The sequence below is a fragment of the Pseudoalteromonas sp. CST2 genome (assembly GCF_028599385.1).
Taxonomy (GTDB): domain Bacteria; phylum Pseudomonadota; class Gammaproteobacteria; order Enterobacterales; family Alteromonadaceae; genus Pseudoalteromonas; species Pseudoalteromonas atlantica.
In genome coordinates, this window is sequence record NZ_JAQREO010000006.1 from 201,179 (window position 1) to 220,213 (window position 19,035).

Below are 19,035 nucleotides of genomic sequence, written 5' to 3' on the forward strand. Positions count from 1 at the left end.
GCATTGCCCAAGGACCACCCTTGGGCTAGTAACACAATTTTACCGAGCCCATTAGGTTATAACCCTCACATTGAATAAAACCCACTCCTAGTTAATTATTTTTTTCCATAAAGCCAGTTCGCCCCAAAGAGGTAAAAATGTCAGATATTAAAAAGAGTCACAAATTAGAAGGTGTATGTTATGACATTCGTGGACCGGTTTTAGCGCAAGCCAAAAAAATGGAAGACGAAGGTCAAAAGGTACTAAAGCTTAATATTGGTAACCCTGCGGCGTTTGGTTTTGATATGCCAGAGGACATGCACCGCGATATTATTCGTAATTTGTATTCGGCCCAAGGCTACTGCGACTCTAAGGGGTTATATTCAGCCCGTGTAGCGGTTTATCAGCATTACCAGCAACGAGGTTTACATAACCTAGACGTAGATAATATTTATATTGGTAATGGGGTGAGCGAGCTTATCCAAATGATCACCCAAGCGTTATTAAATAACGATGATGAAGTGCTTATTCCTGCGCCTGATTACCCACTGTGGACCGCGTCAGTTAAATTAGCAGGCGGCAACCCTGTTCATTATTTATGTGATGAAGAGCAAGATTGGTTTCCGGATATTGCTGATATAAAAAGTAAAATTACGTCTAAAACAAAAGCGCTTGTACTAATTAACCCTAATAACCCAACCGGGGCGGTTTATAGTGACGATTTACTTTTAGAGTTAATTAATGTGGCGCGCGAGCATAAGCTGTTACTGCTTAGCGATGAAATTTACGAAAAGATTTTATACGATGGCATCACTCACACCTCAATTGGTGCGCTATGCGATGATGTGCCCATTATTACTTTTAATGGCTTAGCTAAAACTTACCGTGCAGCGGGTATTCGTATGGGCTGGATGGTACTAAGCGGGCGTACTTCTGCAATGGAAGATTTACGCAAAGGGCTAGATATTTTATCGTCTATGCGTTTGTGTGCCAATGTACCCGCGCAATATGCGATACAACAAGCGCTAGGGGGCGTGCAATCAATAGACAGCTTAATCGACCCAGGCGGGCGATTATATGTTCAGCGCGATATTGCTTGGCGTGGGCTTAATGCTATTGAAGGGATAAGCTGTAAAAAGCCAAAAGGGGCGCTTTACGCCTTTGCTAAGGTAGATACGGCTCATTTTAATGTCACTGATGATGAAAAAATGATGTTTGATTTACTAAAAGCAGAAAAAATATTATTAGTGCATGGGCGTGCATTTAATTGGCCAGAGCCTGATCACTTTAGGTTAGTGTTTTTACCTAACAAAGACGATTTATCGAGTGCGATGCTTAAAATGCAGCGCTTTTTTAAAGACTATCGCCAAGTTTAGTTAATTCCAACTAATGCGCTGTAAAATAAAAAACGAGCTTAAATAGCTCGTTTTTTTACGTGATACTGCTGATACGGGCTTATTAGTACGCGCGGTCAACTCTTACGGTATTATCACTTAAATAGACCAACCGTACGTTATCACCTTTACTAAAGCGCATTGACTGGTCTTGGTCTTGTACCACCATGTATTGATCGCCGTTTTCTACCTGAATCAATAACTCTACTAGGTGTGTTTGCTTATAATAGCTTTTTTGCTGATTATTATGCGCCACGCTTCCGCCAATGACTGAGCCTAAAATAGTGGCGACGGTACGACCGCTCCCACCACCAAATTGATTACCGACAACACCCCCGAGTAGGGCGCCGCCAAAGGTTTTCCAGCCATTGTTTTTGTCTTGCACAAGCTCTTGTTCGGTAATTTTACGTACAGATTTTACATCGCCAAATAAAACCTGTTGTACAGGCACGGCTTTGTTTCGCTCATAGTTAGCAAAACTTGGTGCACTGAGTGTAAGCAATGCACACATTGCTATGGTTAAGGCTTTCATAGATGTCTCCTGTTGGTGTTACGCAAAGGCGATATTTTGCCTTTGCGTGGAAATGTATACCAATGCGCAAAAATACTTAAATATTTTGGGGCTAAACGTGTCGCTAACTAAGTTAAAAATTCTCATTTAAAAACAAACTAAATAGTATTTTCTGCCGAACTCTCAACGCGTTTATCCAGCCTCAAAATAGATAAGTTAATTAAGCTAATTGGTACTATTACCAACCAAATGTCGATTTTTCTTTCGTTTTACGAATTTCAGTTTCGTCTGCCCACTCGACTAGACCGCTTTGCATATCCATTAAGCGCATTGTAAATTTGTAATACACATCTGATTTATCAGCATTTGATTTAACAATGCTCGATAAGTTGCCGTACAACATGTATTGCGCACCAATTTGTTTACCAAAGGCAACTGCGGTGGCTGGATTTACAAGGGCATCTTCGTTTTGAAAGTTAAGCTGCTCACGTACTGATTCAACACGGGTCATGTCAACAAAACGAAACTTACCGCTGCGCAACAGTTGCGTAGAGATTGAGTCGGTAATAGATTCAGTGTCTATGTGTTCACTGGTTTTATTTTTAATGCGCTCAACAAATACCACAGGGCGTTTGTTTTGGGTCATTGTACCAATAACCGGCGAGCTAAGTAGTGAGTCGGTCATTTGGCTGGCTACTTTTTGTAAATCGGTAGAGCCAAAGTTTATATCGGTGGTTTCTACTGCTTGCGCGTCGCCATAACTAACTACGGCTTTATTGGCACAACCGCTTAAAATGAGTGCGCTGAGGCCAATAACTGCATAACTCGATAACGTTTTAAATTGTGTAGTGATCATTTTTATAACCCTTATTCTTTAAATTCTTGTGCGTCGGTAGACACTTCTCTTACAGCGAGCGAAAATGTAACCGCATCCGGTGTTGGCGCTAAGCCGGGTAATTGTGTTTTAGAAAAACCAAACAGTGTTAAGGCTTGCCAAGGTGAGTGGTTTCCTTTAATTACAAACCCGTCTTTGTCGTACCAATTAAACTGATACTGCAAATACTGCGACTTTTTATATTGGCTGCTTAGTGTTACTACCACGTCGGTTAACTGGTTTGTTTGGCGTGTTTTAACATCGGTAATGGCAAGCTTTTCACCTAGAGCAGGATTATCAACATGTAACTGCTCGTTAAATGTATTTTTGCTTTGCTCAACCGAAATGCCTGATGTATCAGGTTGGCTTGCACATGCCCCAAGCATTAATGCAGCCACTAATGGCAAAGTATATTTCATGATGACTCCTAAAGTTGAACCACATGGTAGTTAAAATAGTTATTAATAGAGGTTAGGTAAATTAAGGTTAACCCTTGCTTACTAACGGTAAAATTAATAGGCGCATGATTGCCTATTAAAAGTGTATGCGACCCTGCATTTAAACTGCTACGAGCCATGCTTATTTGATTAGGTAAAGTAAGCCAGCTGCGTGTATCGGCCTGCTCAGACGCCAAATTATAAATATTAGCAATGATATTGCCTACATCGCCTGTGCTACGTGCAAGCTCTGCGCGCACTTTTTCTTTGGCTACTAAGCGTAATACTTGCCTAGATACGCGAGCCGGTATTTGTTGCTCTAATGTTTTAGCCGCTAATGCTTCTATATGCACTAATGGGTTGAGCTCTAAATTTTGCGAACCTATATTTACGCCATTAATATTAGCTATAAACGCATTATCTTTATAAACCGGCATTGCTAAACTGTAAAAACGCGCATCGCCACCGGAGGTATAAATAGGCAAGCGTAATTTAAATTCATCTTGTTTAGGCACTAAGCCTTGTTCAACCAATATAACCACTTCACCGTGATTAGCACGAAGGGGCTTTAATGGGCTAAAGCGGCGCTCAAACTCTTCTAAATCTTGGTTAAAACCTTGCTTTTTAGCTAATCGCATTACATCTTGCTGTAAGTAGTGATTGTCAGGTTGAATCTCTAATGCTTTTTTATAATCAATGTAGGCATCATCGTATTGTTTATCACTTTGGTACAACAGCGCAGATAAATAAAACGTAAAGGCATTTTGAAAACCATTTTTAATACCGCGTGTCACATTACTCATACTTGGGTAATGCTGTTGTGCTTGCTCTATTGTGTCGTTTATTTGTGTTTGATTATCAGCAAGCGCATCGACTTGTACTTTGTTAGCGCGACGTATTTCAACCAAGGCGCCTTCTAAATCACTGTTGTATACATAATTAAGTGCTTTGTAGCTATGTAGCATGCTCATTTCATATGCCGGTGGTACATAGGTAATGGCAGAGTCGTTAGTAAATAAGGCGTTACTTTGTTCAAGCCCTGCACTTAATTGAATTTTTGCTGCTTCTCGTTTTGTTTGTACCTGGGCGTATACGTTTTCAAATTGTTGTTGTGAAAGACTTTGCTCGTTAGCAAGGTCTTTTAAACGGGCTTGCTCTAATTGGTTAAGTAAATAGCTACTGTGTAACTTACTATTGTTGGTAATAAGTGATTGAGCCTGTTCAATATTGTTATTTTGAATTGCGTTTCTTACAGACGTCATTTGGCTTGCATAGTCGTTAAATAAATCATTAAAGCCTATGGTGCTGCATCCACTTAATATAAAACAAACACTTAAAATTATACTTTGGCGCACTGAGCACTCCTATATAGTTAGGTTTTAAAGATTAACATACTCTGGTTTTGGATTTGTGTGAAATAGTGTAAAAAAGCGTAGCCTACTTTAGGGCATATAGACCTGTGAGGATTTAAAAACTATTCTCCCTAAGGTCTGCGCGAGTTAGTTAAATTACGTGTATTTAAGGTAGGCAAATCATCATGAATAGCTTGTGAATACCAGAGGGTAGACGCGTAATTACAGCAATTTAGCAGTATATAAAGTTATAATGCTGCGAATAAAGTTAAAGTAATTACAACAATGCCGCTTTACAGCTAAATGGCTCAGCTGTTTAAATACAGCGCTGGCTGAGCAAGTCAATTTAAAGCATCTCATTATAAGGTTTTAGTTAAGGAGCGATTTTGAAAGCCACTTTATACACCCTCGTTGCATTAATAGCCTTTGCGGCAAATTCTTTACTTTGTCGTATGGCGTTAGCGCAAGGTTATATTGATGCGTGGAATTTTACAATTATCAGGCTCGTAAGTGGTGCCGTGTGTTTAGGCTTAATTATGGCTATATATACGTATAACCTTAAGCGTAAGGGCGCGCTTAATGACGCTATTTTAAGTGATACCGGAAGTTGGCGAAGCAGTATTAGTTTATTGGTATATGCACTTTGTTTTTCTATTGCTTATATAGAGCTAGATACAGGCACCGGTGCGCTTATTTTATTTTCGGCGGTACAACTTACCATGATTGGTTGGGGCATATATAAAAAAGAGCAGCTGAGTAAATTGCAGTGGGGGGCTTTTTTTGTCGCGTTAGCTGGATTTGTGTATTTAATGTTGCCCTCTGCCGCTGTGCCTTCTTTGTTAGGGGCATCGCTTATGGCGTTAAGTGGTGTTGCATGGGGCGTTTACAGTATACGTGGTAAAGCGTGTGTATCGCCGCTGCGGACCACCGCCTTTAACTTTATAAGAAGCTTAGTGGCTATTCCTGTTTTATTACTTGTAGCAATAGGCTATTTAAAAACAGTAAGTATGCAAGGGGTGTTACTAGCGTGCGCCTCGGGCGCCATTGCATCAGGCATTGGTTACAGTATTTGGTATGTGGCCATGCCGCTACTAAAAAGCACGCAAGCGGCGGTTGTACAGTTATGTGTGCCTGTACTAGCTGCTATTGCAGGTATGTTGTTTTTATCTGAGCAGGTAACAGTGGAGTTTATTATTGCAAGCTCACTAATACTTGGCTCGGTATTGGTGTTTATATTAAATAAGCATACAGCGCGGTAATGCCAATAAAAGTTGCCACGTTTTATCAGTACTGATGCCTTTTAAAGTGAATAAAAGCCCGCTATTAAGGCGGGCTTACATTTGTTATAAAACGTTTATATAGCGCGGGTAAATTATCTAAAATAGCTGACTTACCCTCTAAATCGCTGTTGCTTATACATTCGTAAAGCATCGCTTCGCTCAATGCGTTTACTAACCGCTGAGATTGCTTAATATGGCTAATATGCCAAAGTTCAGGTGCTACGCCGCCTAGATCCTGTTTGTAGGGGCGATAAAAACCATATTTAGCTAGATTTTTATCAAGCCACTGGCTGAGTGGCGCAAATGGCCCCCCATGTTGGTATTCATCAGGGGTAAGTTGCAGCTTATATTCATCGCTAATTGCAGCAGTATCATACACATCAAGGTCGGTTCCTAAATGATGCCGACTAGCACCTGGCATGGCAGAGTAGAGCATAATTGCCGTGCATTTTTCCAGCTCATTTAGTTGGCTTAAATCCACTATCTGTTGCTGTTTATTAAAAACTGGGCGTATACCTAAAAACTTGTTATTCCAAATCATAGCTTGACGATTAAAATCGCGAAAACTTGAGGCAATAGTCAGCTCAAAACCAGCATTTTTAGCGCCATTTTGCAGGGCTAAAAAGTCATCAATAATATCAGTATGTAACCGATGCGATTGAATCTCAGTGAGGTGTGTATCACTTTGTCCAGTGATACACATTGCTAATGTATTGGTATCGAGTGCCATTAGGTTAACAATTGCTCTAAAATTTGCTCGTAAATATCAGCTAAAGCGATTAAATCATCGGTGCTTACACATTCATCTACTTTATGAATAGTGGCGTTGCGCGGGCCTAGTTCAATCACTTTTGCGCCTGTTTGCGCTATAAAGCGCCCATCTGACGTACCCCCGGTGGTTTCGAGGTTAGTGGTTAAGCCCGTGACAGATTTAATCGAATTAACGGTGGCATCAACTAACGGGCCATGCTCGGTTATAAACGGCAAGCCGTTTACTATCCAGCTTAATTCGTAGTTTAAGTCATGCGTTTGTAAAATAGCATTAACCCGTTCTTGCAGTTGCTGATGAGTTACTTCGGTACTAAATCTAAAATTAAATTGCACCTCAAGCTCGCCCGGTATGACATTACCGGCTCCCGTGCCACCATTTATATTTGATACCTGGAAGCTGGTTGCGGGGAAAAATTCATTGCCGTTGTCCCACACTGTTTGGCTAAGTTCAGTAATGGCGGGGGCAGCCAAATGAATTGGGTTTTGTGCTAAGTGGGGGTAGGCTACATGGCCTTGCACACCTTTTACTTTTAAAAAGCCAGTAAGGGAGCCGCGACGGCCATTTTTTACTACATCACCGAGTACATCTCGCGATGAAGGCTCACCCACTAAGCACATATCAATTTTTTCGCCGCGTGCTTCAAGCGTATCTATTACTTTGGTTGTACCGTTGATAAAGGGGCCTTCTTCATCAGAGGTAATTAAAAATGAGATAGAGCCTTTGTGAGCAGGATTTTTAGCCACAAAACGCTCAGTAGCAACAAGCATTGCTGCCAGAGAGCCCTTCATATCAGCTGCGCCTCGGCCATGCAGCAAACCATCTTCAATTAAGCCTGAAAATGGCGGGTGCTGCCAGTTTTGTGCAGGGCCTGTAGGGACAACATCGGTATGGCCTGCAAAACAAAAGTGTGGCGACTCGTTTCCTTTTCGGGCCCATGTATTGAGTGTATCGGTAAAAAACAACGACTCGATATTAAAGCCTAGGGCTTTTAAACGCTCGTTCATCATTGATTGGCAACCCGCATCTTCAGGGGTTACCGACTCGCGCTGAATAAGCGCTTGTGCAAGTGCAAGTACTTCATGTGTCATTATTTAAATATCTCATCGTATTGCGCAGCTTTAAAGCCTAAGTGGTAGCTGTTGTTATTAACAAGCACTGGGCGCTTGATCATAGCTGGTTGCTCTACAAGTAATGTTATAGCAGTGTCTTTGCTTAGGTTTTGCTTTTGCTCATCACAGAGTGCGCGATAGGTTGTGCCACGCTTATTAACTAATTGTTCCCAGTCAATATGCTCAGCAAATTCGCTTACAAGCTGCTCGTTTACACCGTCTTTTCGGTAATCGTGAAAGGTAAAATCTATGTTGTTGTCGGCGAGGTATTTTTTGGCTTTTTTAATGGTGTCGCAATTACTAATGCCGTAAAGAGTGATCATAGGTTTAGTTCTTCTTAATAATAGTTAAAAGGGGGTCTACACCCGCATTTACTTGCGTGTGTGAATAATGAAAAGTGCCTAAATTATGGCCATTTAATAGCACCAAGCTGGCCAGTAAGGGCGATTTAAGTTCGCGTAAATCAAAGTAAGCTAAGCGCTGCCCTTTACTTATTTTGCTGCCATTTAGCTGTGCAATATGTGTGTGTGTAATAGGCTGCAGCGCCGGTAGTGACAAGTTAATGAGAACCTTTAAACCGTTATTTGCTTGGAGAATAAATTCACATCCTGCATTTTTAACCTGCACTAGAGTGCCATCAAAGGGCGCTAAAATTTTATGATTACTTAGTGCAACCAACATAGTTGGCCCAAGGGTAGAAAATTTAAAAAAGGGCTCAGGGTGCAGGTTCAAATCAATGACTTTGCCGCTAAAGGGGCTGGTAATTTTTAATGCGCTGGCGGGGAGCTTATTTTGCGCTAAAAACTCGATAGAGGCTGCTCTCATTTATTGATCTACTACTAAATTGTAGCCATCGTTTTTAAGTGCAGTGATGGCTTGCTGCGCAGTGTGTTTTTTTACCAAAATATAATCTGTGTCGTAGGTTGAGATAGAAAAAATAGAAATATTAGCCTTTGCAAGCACGCCAGATATATTGGCCATAATCCCCGTTAAAGAAAACCCCAACGGGCCAACTACTTCAAGTGCTTGCCAATCAGGCTCTGTATCTAAACACTCAATAGCAAAATGACTAGGGCAAACAATAGAAAGCTCATCGTGAGTTTTAGAAATAAAAAATAGGGGTAATTTTAATAGCGCTACAGGAATGTCTGCATCCACTTCTAAACTATGAATTGACAACAGCGTGCTGTGTAATTGTAATGTTTGTTTTGACATTAATAACCTGCAAACAGCGTATAGAGTCAGTTAATAGTATAGATTATTGGCTATAAATTAAAGGTGTAACAGCCACTAAAATAAAGGCTGTGTGGCTGTGGGTAATAAGGATTTAAAACTTACCCACAATTTCTGTGGATAAGTATGGGAATTGGTAGGTATAAATAGCCTAACTAACTAATTAATAAGTAAATATTAGCTAGGCTATAAAAAGCACTAGTTTAATTTAGGCGTTTTCGAGCGCTTCAACTTGAGCTGCTTGAATAGCTGTAAGTGCAATGGTGTACACTATGTCATCGACTAATGCGCCACGGCTTAAATCGTTAACGGGCTTTCGCATACCTTGTAACATAGGCCCTATGCTGATTAGATCGGCACTACGTTGTACGGCTTTGTAGGTTGTGTTACCGGTATTAAGGTCTGGGAAAATAAATACCGTAGCTTTACCGGCTACTGGGCTATTTGGTGCTTTTTTAAGAGCAACATTTTCCATAATCGCAGCGTCGTATTGCAATGGCCCATCAATAATTAAATCAGGACGTTTTTGTTGAGCAATTTGCGTGGCTTCACGCACTTTTTCAACATCGGCGCCAGAGCCAGAAGTACCTGTGCTGTAGCTTATCATGGCAACACGTGGCTCTATGCCAAACGCAGCTGCAGAATCGGCTGACTGAATAGCGATATCTGCTAATTGTTCTGCATTAGGGTCAGGGTTAATTGCACAGTCGCCGTATACCAGTACTTGGTCGGGCAGCAGCATAAAAAACACAGACGATACAAGTGATGACCCTGGAGCGGTTTTAATTAACTGCAGCGGTGGGCGAATTGTATTAGCTGTTGTGTTAACAGCGCCAGATACTAAGCCATCGACTTTACCTTGCTCAAGCATCATAGTGCCCAGTACAACATTATCTTGTAATTGCTCTTGTGCTACGACTTCTGTTAAGCCTTTGCTTTTACGAATTTCGACCATAGGTGCAACATAGTCGTTAATCACCGATTTTGGCTCAACAATACTTACATGTTCGTTAAGCTCAATACCTTGTTGCTCGGCAATACGCATTATTTCATCGCGATCGCCAAGTAATACTGTTTTGGCAATACCACGTTGTCCACAAATAGCCGCGGCTTTAATAGTACGCGGCTCATTTCCTTCAGGAAGCACCACTGTTTTAGCCGCTTTACGGGCTTTATCAGTAAGTAAATAACGAAACGCAGGAGGAGAGAGCTTACGTGTTTTGCCAACATTTTTTGCAAGCGTATCGAGCCAATCAGAATCGATATATTCTGCGTTGTGATCTTTTACTTTTTCAATACGTTGGTCATCATCGCTTGGTACTTCCATATTAAAATTATGCAGTAGTAATGATGTACGCCAAGTATCGGCCTCTGTGGCTAAAATAGGCAAGCCTGTTTGCATTGCTTGTTCACACAGCGCCATTATACGCGGCTCTGGTTCAAAGCCACCGGTAAGTAAAATAGCACCAATTTTAGTGCCGTTCATGGCCGACAAACACGCAGCGACCAAAATATCTGAACGATCGCCGGGGGTGACTAATAATGCGCCCGGTGTAAAGTGGTTCAAAATGTTTGATACAGTACGCGCACAAAATGTAATACGGCGTAAGCGACGGTGTAGCATGTCGCCTTCGTTAATTATGGTGGCTTTTAAATACGCGCTTAAATCTTTAACGCGCGGCGCAACTAAATCAAAGTCCCACGGGATGGCGCCTAACAGCATAAATGGGTTTTTTCTAAAAATAGGTAAAGAAGCTAAACGGTTTAATTCGTTATCGAGCTCTTCTGCTTTGTATGAATCGACCAAATCAGCGCGGGCGCGGCCTTCTTCATCAAGCGGGGCATTCACTTTGTTAAAAATACAGCCTAAAACCCGCGGGTGATCAATGCCACCATAATACCCAGCAGCAATTTCTAAACGGTCTTCAATTTGCGTAATGGTGTAATTACCAGGGGTTAATACAAATACAATATCGGCACCCAGAGTTTGGGCTATTTCGCGGTTTACACGCCCTGCATAAGGTTGGCGGCGAGTAGGCACCATACCTTCAATAATAGCCACTTCGTCATCGTTAATTTTACTTTCAAAGCGCTCTACTATTTCTTCAAGTAAATCATCGCCCTTACCATCGCCAATCATTTGCTCTGCATAGCTTAATGCAAAGGGAGTTGGTGGGGTAATTGATGAGCCTTGCATAATAATTTGAGTTGACTTTTCAGGGCCTGTTTCACCCGTACGTGGCTGGGCAATTGGCTTGAAAAAGTTAACTTTCACGGTTTTTTGCTCAAGCGCACGCACTAACCCGACAGAAACAGATGTTAAACCAACACCCGTAGAAACCGGAATTAACATAATACGACGTGCCATAATTAAAGCTCCTTCACAATGTTAGCGGCATCAAGGGCTATTACCCATTCTTCATTAGTTGGCATTACAACCGCTTTAGTGATCGCGTTGTCAGAGCTAATAATGCCTTCATTACCAAATCGCGCATCTAAGTTGGCTTTTTTATCGCAATCTAAGCCTAAAAACGCCAGTTGTGTGATCACTTTTTCGCGGATAATATCTGAGTTTTCGCCTATACCACCGGTAAAAATAAGCGCATCTAACTGCTGTAATGGCACTATGTAGGCGGCAATTTGTTTAGCAAGGCGGTAGCAAAAAATGTCAAGTGCAAGGGCGGCTTTTTCATGGCCAGCTACAGCAGCTTCTTCTATGGTTCTGCAGTCGTTAGACAGTTCACTAATACCTAACAAACCACTTTCTTTATTAAGTAAGTTGTCGATTTGTTTTGCATCATAATTAAGTTGTGTTGTTAAAAAGTTAAATAAACCAGGGTCGATATCACCACTGCGGGTGCCCATTACTAACCCTGCAAGCGGGGTTAAGCCCATGCTAGTATCTACACTTTTACCGCCTTTAATTGCACACACAGAACAACCATTACCTAAATGCGCACTAATAAAATTGCTTTGCTCAACAGGCTTATTAATTAATTTAGCGGTTTGGCCTGCTACATAATAGTGGCTTGTGCCGTGCATACCGTAACGGCGAACACCGTGCTCTGTGTATAGCTTGTAAGGGAGTGCATATAAGTAGGCTACTTTATCCATGGTTTGATGAAATGCAGTGTCAAAAACAGCAACCTGTGGCAAACCAGCAAACGAAGCCTGCGCTGATGAAATACCCAGTAAGTTTGCATGGCCATGTAAAGGGGCAAGGCTTGAAGCATCTGAAATACCCGCAATGACTTTTTCATCTACTAATGCAGATTGAGTAAAGTGCTCACCACCGTGTACAACACGATGGCCTACGGCAATTAAATGCTCATCTAAGTGGTGATCTTTAATTAGGCTCACAAGCGTATTAATAGCTTCACCATGCGCTTGATTAGCAGCTAAGGTGATAACGGTTTTATCACCTTGGTATTTATATTTAATAGATGGATTTTCTGAACCTAGGCGTTCAGCTAAGCCAGAAATAATTTCATGCCCGTTATCAGCATCAATAATGGCAAATTTTAAACTCGAACTACCACAGTTTAATACTAAAACGTGTTGTGATTTAGAGGGCGTAGTTGGCATAGATACAGTTTCCATAAACAATAAATTTAGTAAGTGTACGTTAAGATATGAACAATACACTTAAGGTGCAAATTAAAGGTAAACTTAGCCACCATATAGGTGATAAAAAAGCGACTAAAGTCTAATTTATAAGATGCGTATTTTAACCCAGTTAATAAATTTAGTTTAGTGTTTAGTTGCTTATATATACAAAAACAATAACTTTTACTGTTAAAGTGTGAAGCTATTTATTTGTGTTACACTTACAGGCAGTGGCAAGCAGGCGCTACGGGTTTAAAAGTTTAGATGTGAGGAGTCATGATGCAAAAAAGTGTGATGTCACAATTACAAACGGGTAGGGCATATGCAAAAAAATGGCCTATGCGTAAAGAGTTAGCACCGTTGTTTAACGAATTTAAAGTAATTAAGGCAACCGAGCTGGCAATTACTGTAATGCCAATATTAGCCATGCTTACGTTATTTTTTCAGCTTAACTATTTAGGCCCCGATTTTTTACCGCAAGCGATTGCCAGTGCATTGTTTTTTTTATCGTTGCCGTTGCAAGGCTTGTTTTGGTTAGGTAAGCGAGCCGAAACACCATTAGAACCGAGCATGCAAAAATGGTACAACGAGTTATATACCAAAATGGTGGCAAATGGCTATCAAGCCCAAATAAGCGAAAGCAAGCCCCGTTATATGGAGCTTGCACACTTATTAAAAGACATGTTTGATAAAATGGATAAAGCGTTTACTAAAGAGCAATTTTAGAGCGCATTTAATTATAAGTGTATGAGCAGAGCGCACGCTTTGCTCCATTTATTTATAACACTCCCTCTGGCATATGAGCTAACTCAATTTACCCTATCAGTAATTTCCTCACTAACACTTGTTATTAAAACATCAATCGGCTTTACTAAACTCAGTAATGTAAAACGATAGGGTGACGCTTTGGGCGCCTTTTTCTTCAAGAGTTTGCCAATGTTCAGGTCTAAATTTCCACGCAAATGGTGTCATCATTATTAAATTTTTAATATCTGAAAAATTAAGCGTAACCTGCTCTGTAATGAGCTTTTGATCTGCTTTTATAAAGCCGCTTGGCGTGTCAATTTCAGTGTGTTTTGCTACATCTGCATAAATATATTCTTTAAGCTCTTTTAAATGCCACGGCCCAGGGCTTGCAACTACTAATGTGGCATTTGGCGCTGCTAAACGCGCCAGCTCTTGCTCAAACAAAGGCGCAAAAACACTCAGCAATACGTCAGCAGTGCCTGACTTAAAAGGCGCTTGGCTAATTGATGCAACGCTAAAATGACATTGTGGGTATCGCTTTGCTGCATATTTTACGGCTGATTTAGAAATATCGACGCCGTATACCTGCGCCTCTATTTTATCGGCAATGGCATGAGTATAAAATCCTTCGCCGCAGCCTAAATCTATTAGTACGCTTGGTTTACGCTCACTAATCATATTACTTAATGCGCGCTGTAAAAATGCGTAAAAGCCTTGCTCTAAAAAAGCACGCCTTGCTTGTACCATTTCGAGCGAATCACCCGGTTGCTTTGAGTTTTTGTGTTGCACCGGTAATAAATTTACATAGCCTTCTTTGGCAAAGTCGAAGGTGTGATTATTGTCACATCGAAGTGATGAATTATGTTTTAAAAGTGCGTGGTTACATAAAGGGCATTGGTATTGCAGACTCATGAGTCTAGGTAGTCCTTATCATAAAAAGTTTTGACCCAGTGTGGCCGATAAGTGATCAAAAGCGTAATGGCCATACCGTTAAGCATTGCCTCAGGAAACCAAATGATAGCACTTAGGTATACGTAATTATCTGCCAATTCTTGCCAATTATATTGCCCTATAAGCAAATAAAACAAAGCCCCTAAGCTTATTTTTAGACATGCAATAAAGCCTGCCAATATAAAAGAGCACACAAAAATATAAACAAAAAAGTGACGCGGTAAATACTGATAACTCATTATAAAGCCAAGGTAGCTTAATAATGTAGGAATAAATGCACCAAATAGTATTTGCATGGGCAAAAGATTAAGATCAATGTTTGCAAAAGCCGCCAATAGGACACTGGCTAGCAGGCTACTTAAAATAGCAAGGCGCCACCCTAAAATTAGCGTTGCGGCAGTTACACCTAAAATGTGTAAATCAAGGCCGCTTAAAATACCCGCTTTAATTTGCCATAACATGGCAAATACTAACGCACACGCAAGTACCCCTATTTGCCGTGCAGGCGTTTTATAAAGTGCTTTATAGGTATTTTTTTCTACGCTTATAAAGGTAATAATTAAAACAAGGGCCCAAAGTAGCCCTTGCATTTTAAGCGTTAACATAGCAATTATTTAAAGGTTGACCAAATAGGGGCATGGTCAGAGGGCTTTTCTATACCGCGTAATTCGTAATCTATACCGGTATCAATACAGCGCTCGGCAAGGGCATGGGTAGCAAGTACAACATCAATGCGTAGGCCACGATTATCCACAAACCCTTTAGAGCGATAATCAAACCACGAGTATTTGTCGCTTGTATCAGGGTTTTGCTCTCTGAAGGTATCTTTAAAGCCCCAATTTAATAATTTAGCAAGCCATTCGCGCTCCTCTGGTTGAAACGAGCATTTACCTGTTTTAAGCCAGCGTTTAGCGTTTACTTCACCAATACCAATATCTAAATCGGTAGGCGAAATATTGATATCGCCCATAACTATAACATCTTCATCGGGCGTGTGGTTTGTTTCTAAATGGGTCATTAAATCTTTGTAAAACTGGCGCTTATAAGGGAATTTTATTTCGTGATTTATATTATCGCCTTGTGGGAAATAACCATTCATTACTGTTAGGTCGCGGCCATTTTCTTGCTCAACTGTCACACTTATCATGCGTTTTTGTGCTTCTTCAGTGTCGCTGGCAAAACCTTTTAAGACCGATTTAGGCTCATTTTTGCATAACATTGCCACACCGTAGTGCGCTTTTTGACCATGAAAATAAACGTGGTAACCCATTTTTTGTACGTCCTCGAGAGGGAACGCCTCATCATGAACTTTAATTTCTTGCAAACCAATAATGTCTGGCTGGTGTTTATCTATAATTGCTTGTAACTGGTGTAAGCGAGCTCGCAGACCATTGATATTGAAAGAAATAACCTTCATAAAATTTACCTTTAATTAGACTCTGTTTTTATAACTAAATTGTATCAGTAAATAAGCCTACATAACATGATCGAAATGAGAAAATAGCTGCGCAAATGTTGATCAATTGGTGCGTAAAGTTTAAACATTGTAAATGCTTTATTAATTATTTAAATAAATAAAAAATTCAATTGATCTCGTGATTATTGAATATATAATGCGCAAAAATTACTTGTTTAGTCGTTCAAATAGGATCTCTCTCATGAAAACACAATTACTTTTAGCTACTGCTTTATTAGCCTCTGCGTCTGTATCAGCAAAAAGCAACACTTACTTTAGCCAAGATAATAAACTTGAATCTAAATTATGTGTATTAAGTGCAAATGAAGGCTTTAGCGCAGCGCGTAAAGAAGCAGCACAACACGGTGTATACTTATCGCGTTTTTCTAAAAGTGTTTTATGTAATGGTCAAGATATTCGCGACATTGCTAAAAAAGTAACGTCTAACCAAGCTGCTGAATCAAAAGTTGAAGTGTTTGCAAAAGATGCACACCAAGAAACACAGTTATGTATCACAGCGTTAAAGCAAGGCCTTGCGCCTGTTCGCCAAAAAATTGGTAACTTAAACTCGTTAAAGTGTAACGGACAAAACGTAACTGAATTTGTAAAGCGTTACCAAAACGCAGCAATCTAATTGCGCGGTAACATGTAGATTAAAATAATGCCCAGTTTGTACTGGGTATTTTTTTGCAAAAATTACAAGGTATGCAGCAATCATTGCAAAGCTAAGTAATTGATTAATTTATATAAAACAAGCTAAATACACGTAACTTATTGATTGTTGGCGGCTTGTGCACTTTGGCATTGGACTTGTATTAGTTAAAGTGACATTTACTAACTACAAGGATACGTCTTATGAAAAAGTTAACACTCGCAACAACTATTTTAGCTTCTTTAAGTTTAGCCGCTTGTGCCTCAAACCAAGGCCTTGAAAAAATCGATAGCGATTTTGCAAGTTTAGATAACGACAGTGATGGTTATATTTCAAAAGTAGAAGCAGATGACGATAGCATCTGGGGCCACTTTTCAAATATTGATACCAATATGGATAACGAGATCAGTCGTAAAGAATTTAACACTTACATGCAGTTAAATACCGGTAAGGTAGCGACTGACAGCGAAGTAAGTGAGTCGGCATTTAAAGCTAAAATAGCTAAATTTGATAAAATCGAAAATGATTTTAGAAGTTTAGATAACGACAAAAATGGTTACATCTCAGTAGAAGAAGCTGACGATGATGATATTTCAAACCATTTTGGTTACATGGATGGCAACAATGATAAACGCATCAGTAAAGGTGAGTTTAAAGGCTACATTAGCAAATACGGTAAAGCCGTTGCTGAAGATGATGCACTAAAGCATTATAAAAACAGCTAATATTAGCTAAATACGCTACACATAAGAGCCAGCATTAATTGCTGGCTTTTTTGTGCATTTAATTTGTTTTAAAAGCAGATATATTTTCCCCCTTTTGCGATGTTCTGTCATAATAGATGGCTACGTATTTTAAAGGGCAAAGCAAAATATTATGGCGGGTCGTCGAATTAGTGATGAACAATTAATTGAGATCATTGAAGCGGCTATATTTGTCGCAGACAAACCTGTTAGCAAACGCCACTTAAAAGATACTGTACTTGCTGATTTAGCTATTTCTATGTCACGAATTAGCACTGCCATAGATGCTATACATACCCACTACCAAACACGTGGCATCAAGCTAGTTGAAGTAGGCAGTGGCTATCGCTTTCAAGCGTGTAGTAGTTTAAGCCCTTGGCTTAGTAATTTATGGCAAGAACGGGCACCTAAGTACTCTCGCGCACTACTAGAAACATTGTCGTTAATTGCCTACAGGCAACCAATAACGCGTGGTGAAATAGAGCAAGTACGAGGTGTAACAACCGGATCAGCAATTATTAAAACCCTCCTTGAGCGAGAGTGGGTTAAAGTAGTAGGGCATAAAGAAGTACCTGGTAAACCAGCGCTTTATGCAACAACAAAATTATTTTTAGATTATTTTTCGTTAACCGGTCTAGATGAACTCCCTGCATTGCCAGCGCAACAGGAAAGTAAAATAAACCAGTTATTAAGTGATCCTTCTGTGAGAGAACCATCCGAATGAGTATTCAAGGTGAAAAGTTACAAAAAGTCCTAGCCCGTGCAGGGGTAGGCTCACGACGTGAAATGGAAAAATACATTGATGCAAACCGCGTTAGTGTTAATGGTAAAGTGGCTAAATTAGGTGACCGTGTTGAGGAAACAGACTTAATACGTGTTGATGGCCACAGCGTAAAAATTGAAGAAAAAGCCGACCGTATTTGTCGTGTAATTATGTACAACAAGCCAGAAGGGGAGTTAAGTACACGTAAAGACCCAGAAGGACGTCGTACTGTTTTTGACCGTTTACCACGCATAGACGGTGAGCGTTGGATTGCTGTTGGTCGACTAGATATTAACACGGCAGGTTTAATGTTATTTACCAATGATGGTGAGCTAGCGAACCGCTTAATGCACCCAAGTTATGAAGTTGAGCGTGAATATTCAGCCCGTGTATTTGGTGAAGTGACCAATGAAACCATTAAAAACCTAACGCGTGGCGTAGAGCTTGAAGATGGGCCGGCTAAGTTTTTAACGGTTAAATCTTTGGGTGGTGAAGGGATTAACCGTTGGTACAATGTAACGCTAAACGAAGGACGTAACCGCGAAGTTCGCCGCTTATGGCAATCGCAGGATGTAGAAGTATCGCGCCTTATTCGTATTCGTTATGGAAAATTAGAGCTAGATAAGCGCCTTCCCCAAGGTGGCTGGGCTGAACTTGATTTAGAAACCGTTAACTATTTACGTAAAACCGTTAAATTAGGCCGCGAAACACAAACTAAACTGTCGGTTATGCCTGAAAAACGCAAAGACAAGCGTGCTAAAATTAACCAAATTCGTAAAGCGGTTAAAAAGCATAACCAACGTGTTAAGCAAACTAAGCGTAAGTAATACCAATCCGTAATAATACTTAATCATTTTGCGGGGCTAAACGTGTCGCTACCGAGGTAAAAAAATGCTCATTTAGAACAGCTAAATAGCGAATTTTTTGCCAAGCGAACAACACGTTTTTCTAGCCTTAAAATAGATAATTTAATTAAGCGAATTGGTATAATTACCAAAAATTACCGACAAAAAAGCCGCAATGTATGCGGCTTTTTTTATAATTAAAAATGTCTTGTCCTGAAATGTGTTTACACATTTAGGACTTATTTTATGAAAACCACTAAAACTAAAGACGTTAAGCGTACTCAGCGAGATTATACATTAGGCTTTAAATTATCTATTGTTGAGCAAGTAG

The 19,035-nt window shown here is 40.2% G+C and carries 21 protein-coding genes; 7 read left to right on the forward strand and 14 right to left on the reverse strand.

All coding sequences use genetic code 11. The annotated features are described in order from the left end of the window. Window positions 1-137: 137 nt before the first annotated feature. Entirely contained in the window at window positions 138-1,355 is a 1,218-nt protein-coding gene (locus PSH41_RS10700) for a pyridoxal phosphate-dependent aminotransferase (RefSeq protein WP_004587766.1), read from the forward strand. Window positions 1,356-1,437: 82 nt separating this feature from the next. Here PSH41_RS10700 and PSH41_RS10705 read toward each other — a convergent pair whose 3' ends face one another. From PSH41_RS10705 to PSH41_RS10720, 4 genes are all read right to left on the reverse strand, one after another. Then, window positions 1,438-1,905, reverse strand: coding sequence for a glycine zipper 2TM domain-containing protein (locus tag PSH41_RS10705; protein ID WP_004587767.1), 468 nt, complete (start codon window positions 1,903-1,905; stop codon window positions 1,438-1,440). A gap of 217 nt (window positions 1,906-2,122) precedes the next feature. Continuing rightward, a complete protein-coding gene (lpoB, locus tag PSH41_RS10710; protein ID WP_024032666.1) occupies window positions 2,123-2,740 on the reverse strand; it encodes a penicillin-binding protein activator LpoB in 618 nt (205 codons plus the stop codon). Between the two features lie 11 nt (window positions 2,741-2,751). Then, window positions 2,752-3,177, reverse strand: a complete 426-nt coding sequence (locus tag PSH41_RS10715) for a YcfL family protein (protein WP_024032667.1) — start codon at window positions 3,175-3,177, stop codon at window positions 2,752-2,754. An 8-nt stretch (window positions 3,178-3,185) separates the two neighbouring features. After that, window positions 3,186-4,550: a COG3014 family protein gene (locus tag PSH41_RS10720; RefSeq protein WP_273589672.1), complete on the reverse strand. Its 1,365-nt coding sequence runs from the start codon at window positions 4,548-4,550 to the stop codon at window positions 3,186-3,188. 383 nt (window positions 4,551-4,933) lie between these two features. Here PSH41_RS10720 and PSH41_RS10725 point away from each other — a divergent pair, with 383 nt between their 5' ends. Beyond that, complete coding sequence (locus PSH41_RS10725) at window positions 4,934-5,806, forward strand: DMT family transporter (RefSeq protein ID WP_138611151.1); 873 nt, start codon at window positions 4,934-4,936, stop codon at window positions 5,804-5,806. 64 nt (window positions 5,807-5,870) lie between these two features. On the opposite strand, the gene PSH41_RS10730 is transcribed toward PSH41_RS10725, so the two are convergent. From PSH41_RS10730 to PSH41_RS10760, 7 genes are all read right to left on the reverse strand, one after another. Then, window positions 5,871-6,557: a M15 family metallopeptidase gene (locus tag PSH41_RS10730; RefSeq protein ID WP_273589671.1), complete on the reverse strand. Its 687-nt coding sequence runs from the start codon at window positions 6,555-6,557 to the stop codon at window positions 5,871-5,873. Beyond that, window positions 6,557-7,687 carry a succinyl-diaminopimelate desuccinylase gene (gene dapE / locus PSH41_RS10735; protein ID WP_273589670.1) on the reverse strand — a complete coding sequence of 377 codons (1,131 nt, stop codon included), beginning with the start codon at window positions 7,685-7,687 and terminating at the stop codon, window positions 6,557-6,559. The genes PSH41_RS10730 and dapE overlap by 1 nt, the downstream gene beginning before the upstream one ends. Further along, complete coding sequence (locus PSH41_RS10740; protein WP_054982397.1) at window positions 7,687-8,031, reverse strand: ArsC family reductase; 345 nt, start codon at window positions 8,029-8,031, stop codon at window positions 7,687-7,689. The genes dapE and PSH41_RS10740 overlap by 1 nt, the downstream gene beginning before the upstream one ends. Before the next feature lie 4 nt (window positions 8,032-8,035). Next, window positions 8,036-8,533, reverse strand: coding sequence for a PTS glucose transporter subunit IIA (locus PSH41_RS10745; protein ID WP_273589669.1), 498 nt, complete (start codon window positions 8,531-8,533; stop codon window positions 8,036-8,038). Continuing rightward, a complete protein-coding gene (locus PSH41_RS10750; protein ID WP_004587776.1) occupies window positions 8,534-8,923 on the reverse strand; it encodes an ACT domain-containing protein in 390 nt (129 codons plus the stop codon). A 226-nt stretch (window positions 8,924-9,149) separates the two neighbouring features. Next, window positions 9,150-11,309: a phosphate acetyltransferase gene (pta, locus tag PSH41_RS10755; RefSeq protein WP_004587777.1), complete on the reverse strand. Its 2,160-nt coding sequence runs from the start codon at window positions 11,307-11,309 to the stop codon at window positions 9,150-9,152. Between the two features lie 2 nt (window positions 11,310-11,311). After that, the gene (locus tag PSH41_RS10760) at window positions 11,312-12,526 is read right to left on the reverse strand and encodes an acetate kinase (RefSeq protein WP_273589730.1); all 1,215 of its coding nucleotides are present in this window, start codon (window positions 12,524-12,526) and stop codon (window positions 11,312-11,314) included. A gap of 300 nt (window positions 12,527-12,826) precedes the next feature. Here PSH41_RS10760 and yfbV point away from each other — a divergent pair, with 300 nt between their 5' ends. Next, on the forward strand, window positions 12,827-13,273 hold the full coding sequence (gene yfbV, locus PSH41_RS10765; RefSeq protein ID WP_273589729.1) for a terminus macrodomain insulation protein YfbV: 447 nt from the start codon (window positions 12,827-12,829) through the stop codon (window positions 13,271-13,273). Between the two features lie 132 nt (window positions 13,274-13,405). Here yfbV and PSH41_RS10770 read toward each other — a convergent pair whose 3' ends face one another. Genes PSH41_RS10770 through xthA form a run of 3 tightly spaced genes read right to left on the reverse strand, consistent with a single transcriptional unit; the run spans window position 13,406 to window position 15,662 of the window. Further along, window positions 13,406-14,206: a putative RNA methyltransferase gene (locus PSH41_RS10770; protein ID WP_121637386.1), complete on the reverse strand. Its 801-nt coding sequence runs from the start codon at window positions 14,204-14,206 to the stop codon at window positions 13,406-13,408. Then, entirely contained in the window at window positions 14,203-14,850 is a 648-nt protein-coding gene (locus PSH41_RS10775; RefSeq protein WP_273589668.1) for an energy-coupling factor ABC transporter permease, read from the reverse strand. The genes PSH41_RS10770 and PSH41_RS10775 overlap by 4 nt, the downstream gene beginning before the upstream one ends. Window positions 14,851-14,855: 5 nt before the next feature. Next, window positions 14,856-15,662 (reverse strand): exodeoxyribonuclease III, encoded by an 807-nt coding sequence (gene xthA / locus PSH41_RS10780; protein ID WP_024034029.1) that lies wholly within the window; start codon window positions 15,660-15,662, stop codon window positions 14,856-14,858. Between the two features lie 241 nt (window positions 15,663-15,903). On the opposite strand from xthA, the gene PSH41_RS10785 reads away from it, so the two are divergent. The 4 genes from PSH41_RS10785 to rluB all read left to right on the forward strand — a co-directional run bounded on the left by PSH41_RS10785 (window position 15,904) and on the right by rluB (window position 18,686). Next, a complete protein-coding gene (locus PSH41_RS10785; protein ID WP_004587783.1) occupies window positions 15,904-16,335 on the forward strand; it encodes a hypothetical protein in 432 nt (143 codons plus the stop codon). A gap of 221 nt (window positions 16,336-16,556) precedes the next feature. After that, on the forward strand, window positions 16,557-17,078 hold the full coding sequence (locus PSH41_RS10790; RefSeq protein WP_004587784.1) for an EF-hand domain-containing protein: 522 nt from the start codon (window positions 16,557-16,559) through the stop codon (window positions 17,076-17,078). A gap of 151 nt (window positions 17,079-17,229) precedes the next feature. Continuing rightward, window positions 17,230-17,820, forward strand: coding sequence for an SMC-Scp complex subunit ScpB (gene scpB / locus PSH41_RS10795; protein WP_273589667.1), 591 nt, complete (start codon window positions 17,230-17,232; stop codon window positions 17,818-17,820). Continuing rightward, on the forward strand, window positions 17,817-18,686 hold the full coding sequence (gene rluB, locus PSH41_RS10800) for a 23S rRNA pseudouridine(2605) synthase RluB (RefSeq protein ID WP_004587786.1): 870 nt from the start codon (window positions 17,817-17,819) through the stop codon (window positions 18,684-18,686). The genes scpB and rluB overlap by 4 nt, the downstream gene beginning before the upstream one ends. Window positions 18,687-19,035 lie beyond the last annotated feature (349 nt).

What these genes read in the sequence shown, in the direction of transcription:
- PSH41_RS10700 (WP_004587766.1), top strand. Translation starts at nt 138, where the DNA reads ATGTCAGATATTAAAAAGAGTCACAAATTAGAAGGTGTATGTTATGAC.
- PSH41_RS10705 (WP_004587767.1), bottom strand. Translation starts at nt 1,905, where the DNA reads ATGAAAGCCTTAACCATAGCAATGTGTGCATTGCTTACACTCAGTGCA.
- lpoB (WP_024032666.1), bottom strand. Translation starts at nt 2,740, where the DNA reads ATGATCACTACACAATTTAAAACGTTATCGAGTTATGCAGTTATTGGC.
- PSH41_RS10715 (WP_024032667.1), bottom strand. Translation starts at nt 3,177, where the DNA reads ATGAAATATACTTTGCCATTAGTGGCTGCATTAATGCTTGGGGCATGT.
- PSH41_RS10730 (WP_273589671.1), bottom strand. Translation starts at nt 6,557, where the DNA reads ATGGCACTCGATACCAATACATTAGCAATGTGTATCACTGGACAAAGT.
- dapE (WP_273589670.1), bottom strand. Translation starts at nt 7,687, where the DNA reads ATGACACATGAAGTACTTGCACTTGCACAAGCGCTTATTCAGCGCGAG.
- PSH41_RS10740 (WP_054982397.1), bottom strand. Translation starts at nt 8,031, where the DNA reads ATGATCACTCTTTACGGCATTAGTAATTGCGACACCATTAAAAAAGCC.
- PSH41_RS10745 (WP_273589669.1), bottom strand. Translation starts at nt 8,533, where the DNA reads ATGAGAGCAGCCTCTATCGAGTTTTTAGCGCAAAATAAGCTCCCCGCC.
- PSH41_RS10750 (WP_004587776.1), bottom strand. Translation starts at nt 8,923, where the DNA reads ATGTCAAAACAAACATTACAATTACACAGCACGCTGTTGTCAATTCAT.
- pta (WP_004587777.1), bottom strand. Translation starts at nt 11,309, where the DNA reads ATGGCACGTCGTATTATGTTAATTCCGGTTTCTACGGGTGTTGGTTTA.
- PSH41_RS10760 (WP_273589730.1), bottom strand. Translation starts at nt 12,526, where the DNA reads ATGCCAACTACGCCCTCTAAATCACAACACGTTTTAGTATTAAACTGT.
- yfbV (WP_273589729.1), top strand. Translation starts at nt 12,827, where the DNA reads ATGCAAAAAAGTGTGATGTCACAATTACAAACGGGTAGGGCATATGCA.
- PSH41_RS10770 (WP_121637386.1), bottom strand. Translation starts at nt 14,206, where the DNA reads ATGAGTCTGCAATACCAATGCCCTTTATGTAACCACGCACTTTTAAAA.
- PSH41_RS10775 (WP_273589668.1), bottom strand. Translation starts at nt 14,850, where the DNA reads ATGTTAACGCTTAAAATGCAAGGGCTACTTTGGGCCCTTGTTTTAATT.
- xthA (WP_024034029.1), bottom strand. Translation starts at nt 15,662, where the DNA reads ATGAAGGTTATTTCTTTCAATATCAATGGTCTGCGAGCTCGCTTACAC.
- PSH41_RS10785 (WP_004587783.1), top strand. Translation starts at nt 15,904, where the DNA reads ATGAAAACACAATTACTTTTAGCTACTGCTTTATTAGCCTCTGCGTCT.
- PSH41_RS10790 (WP_004587784.1), top strand. Translation starts at nt 16,557, where the DNA reads ATGAAAAAGTTAACACTCGCAACAACTATTTTAGCTTCTTTAAGTTTA.
- scpB (WP_273589667.1), top strand. Translation starts at nt 17,230, where the DNA reads ATGGCGGGTCGTCGAATTAGTGATGAACAATTAATTGAGATCATTGAA.
- rluB (WP_004587786.1), top strand. Translation starts at nt 17,817, where the DNA reads ATGAGTATTCAAGGTGAAAAGTTACAAAAAGTCCTAGCCCGTGCAGGG.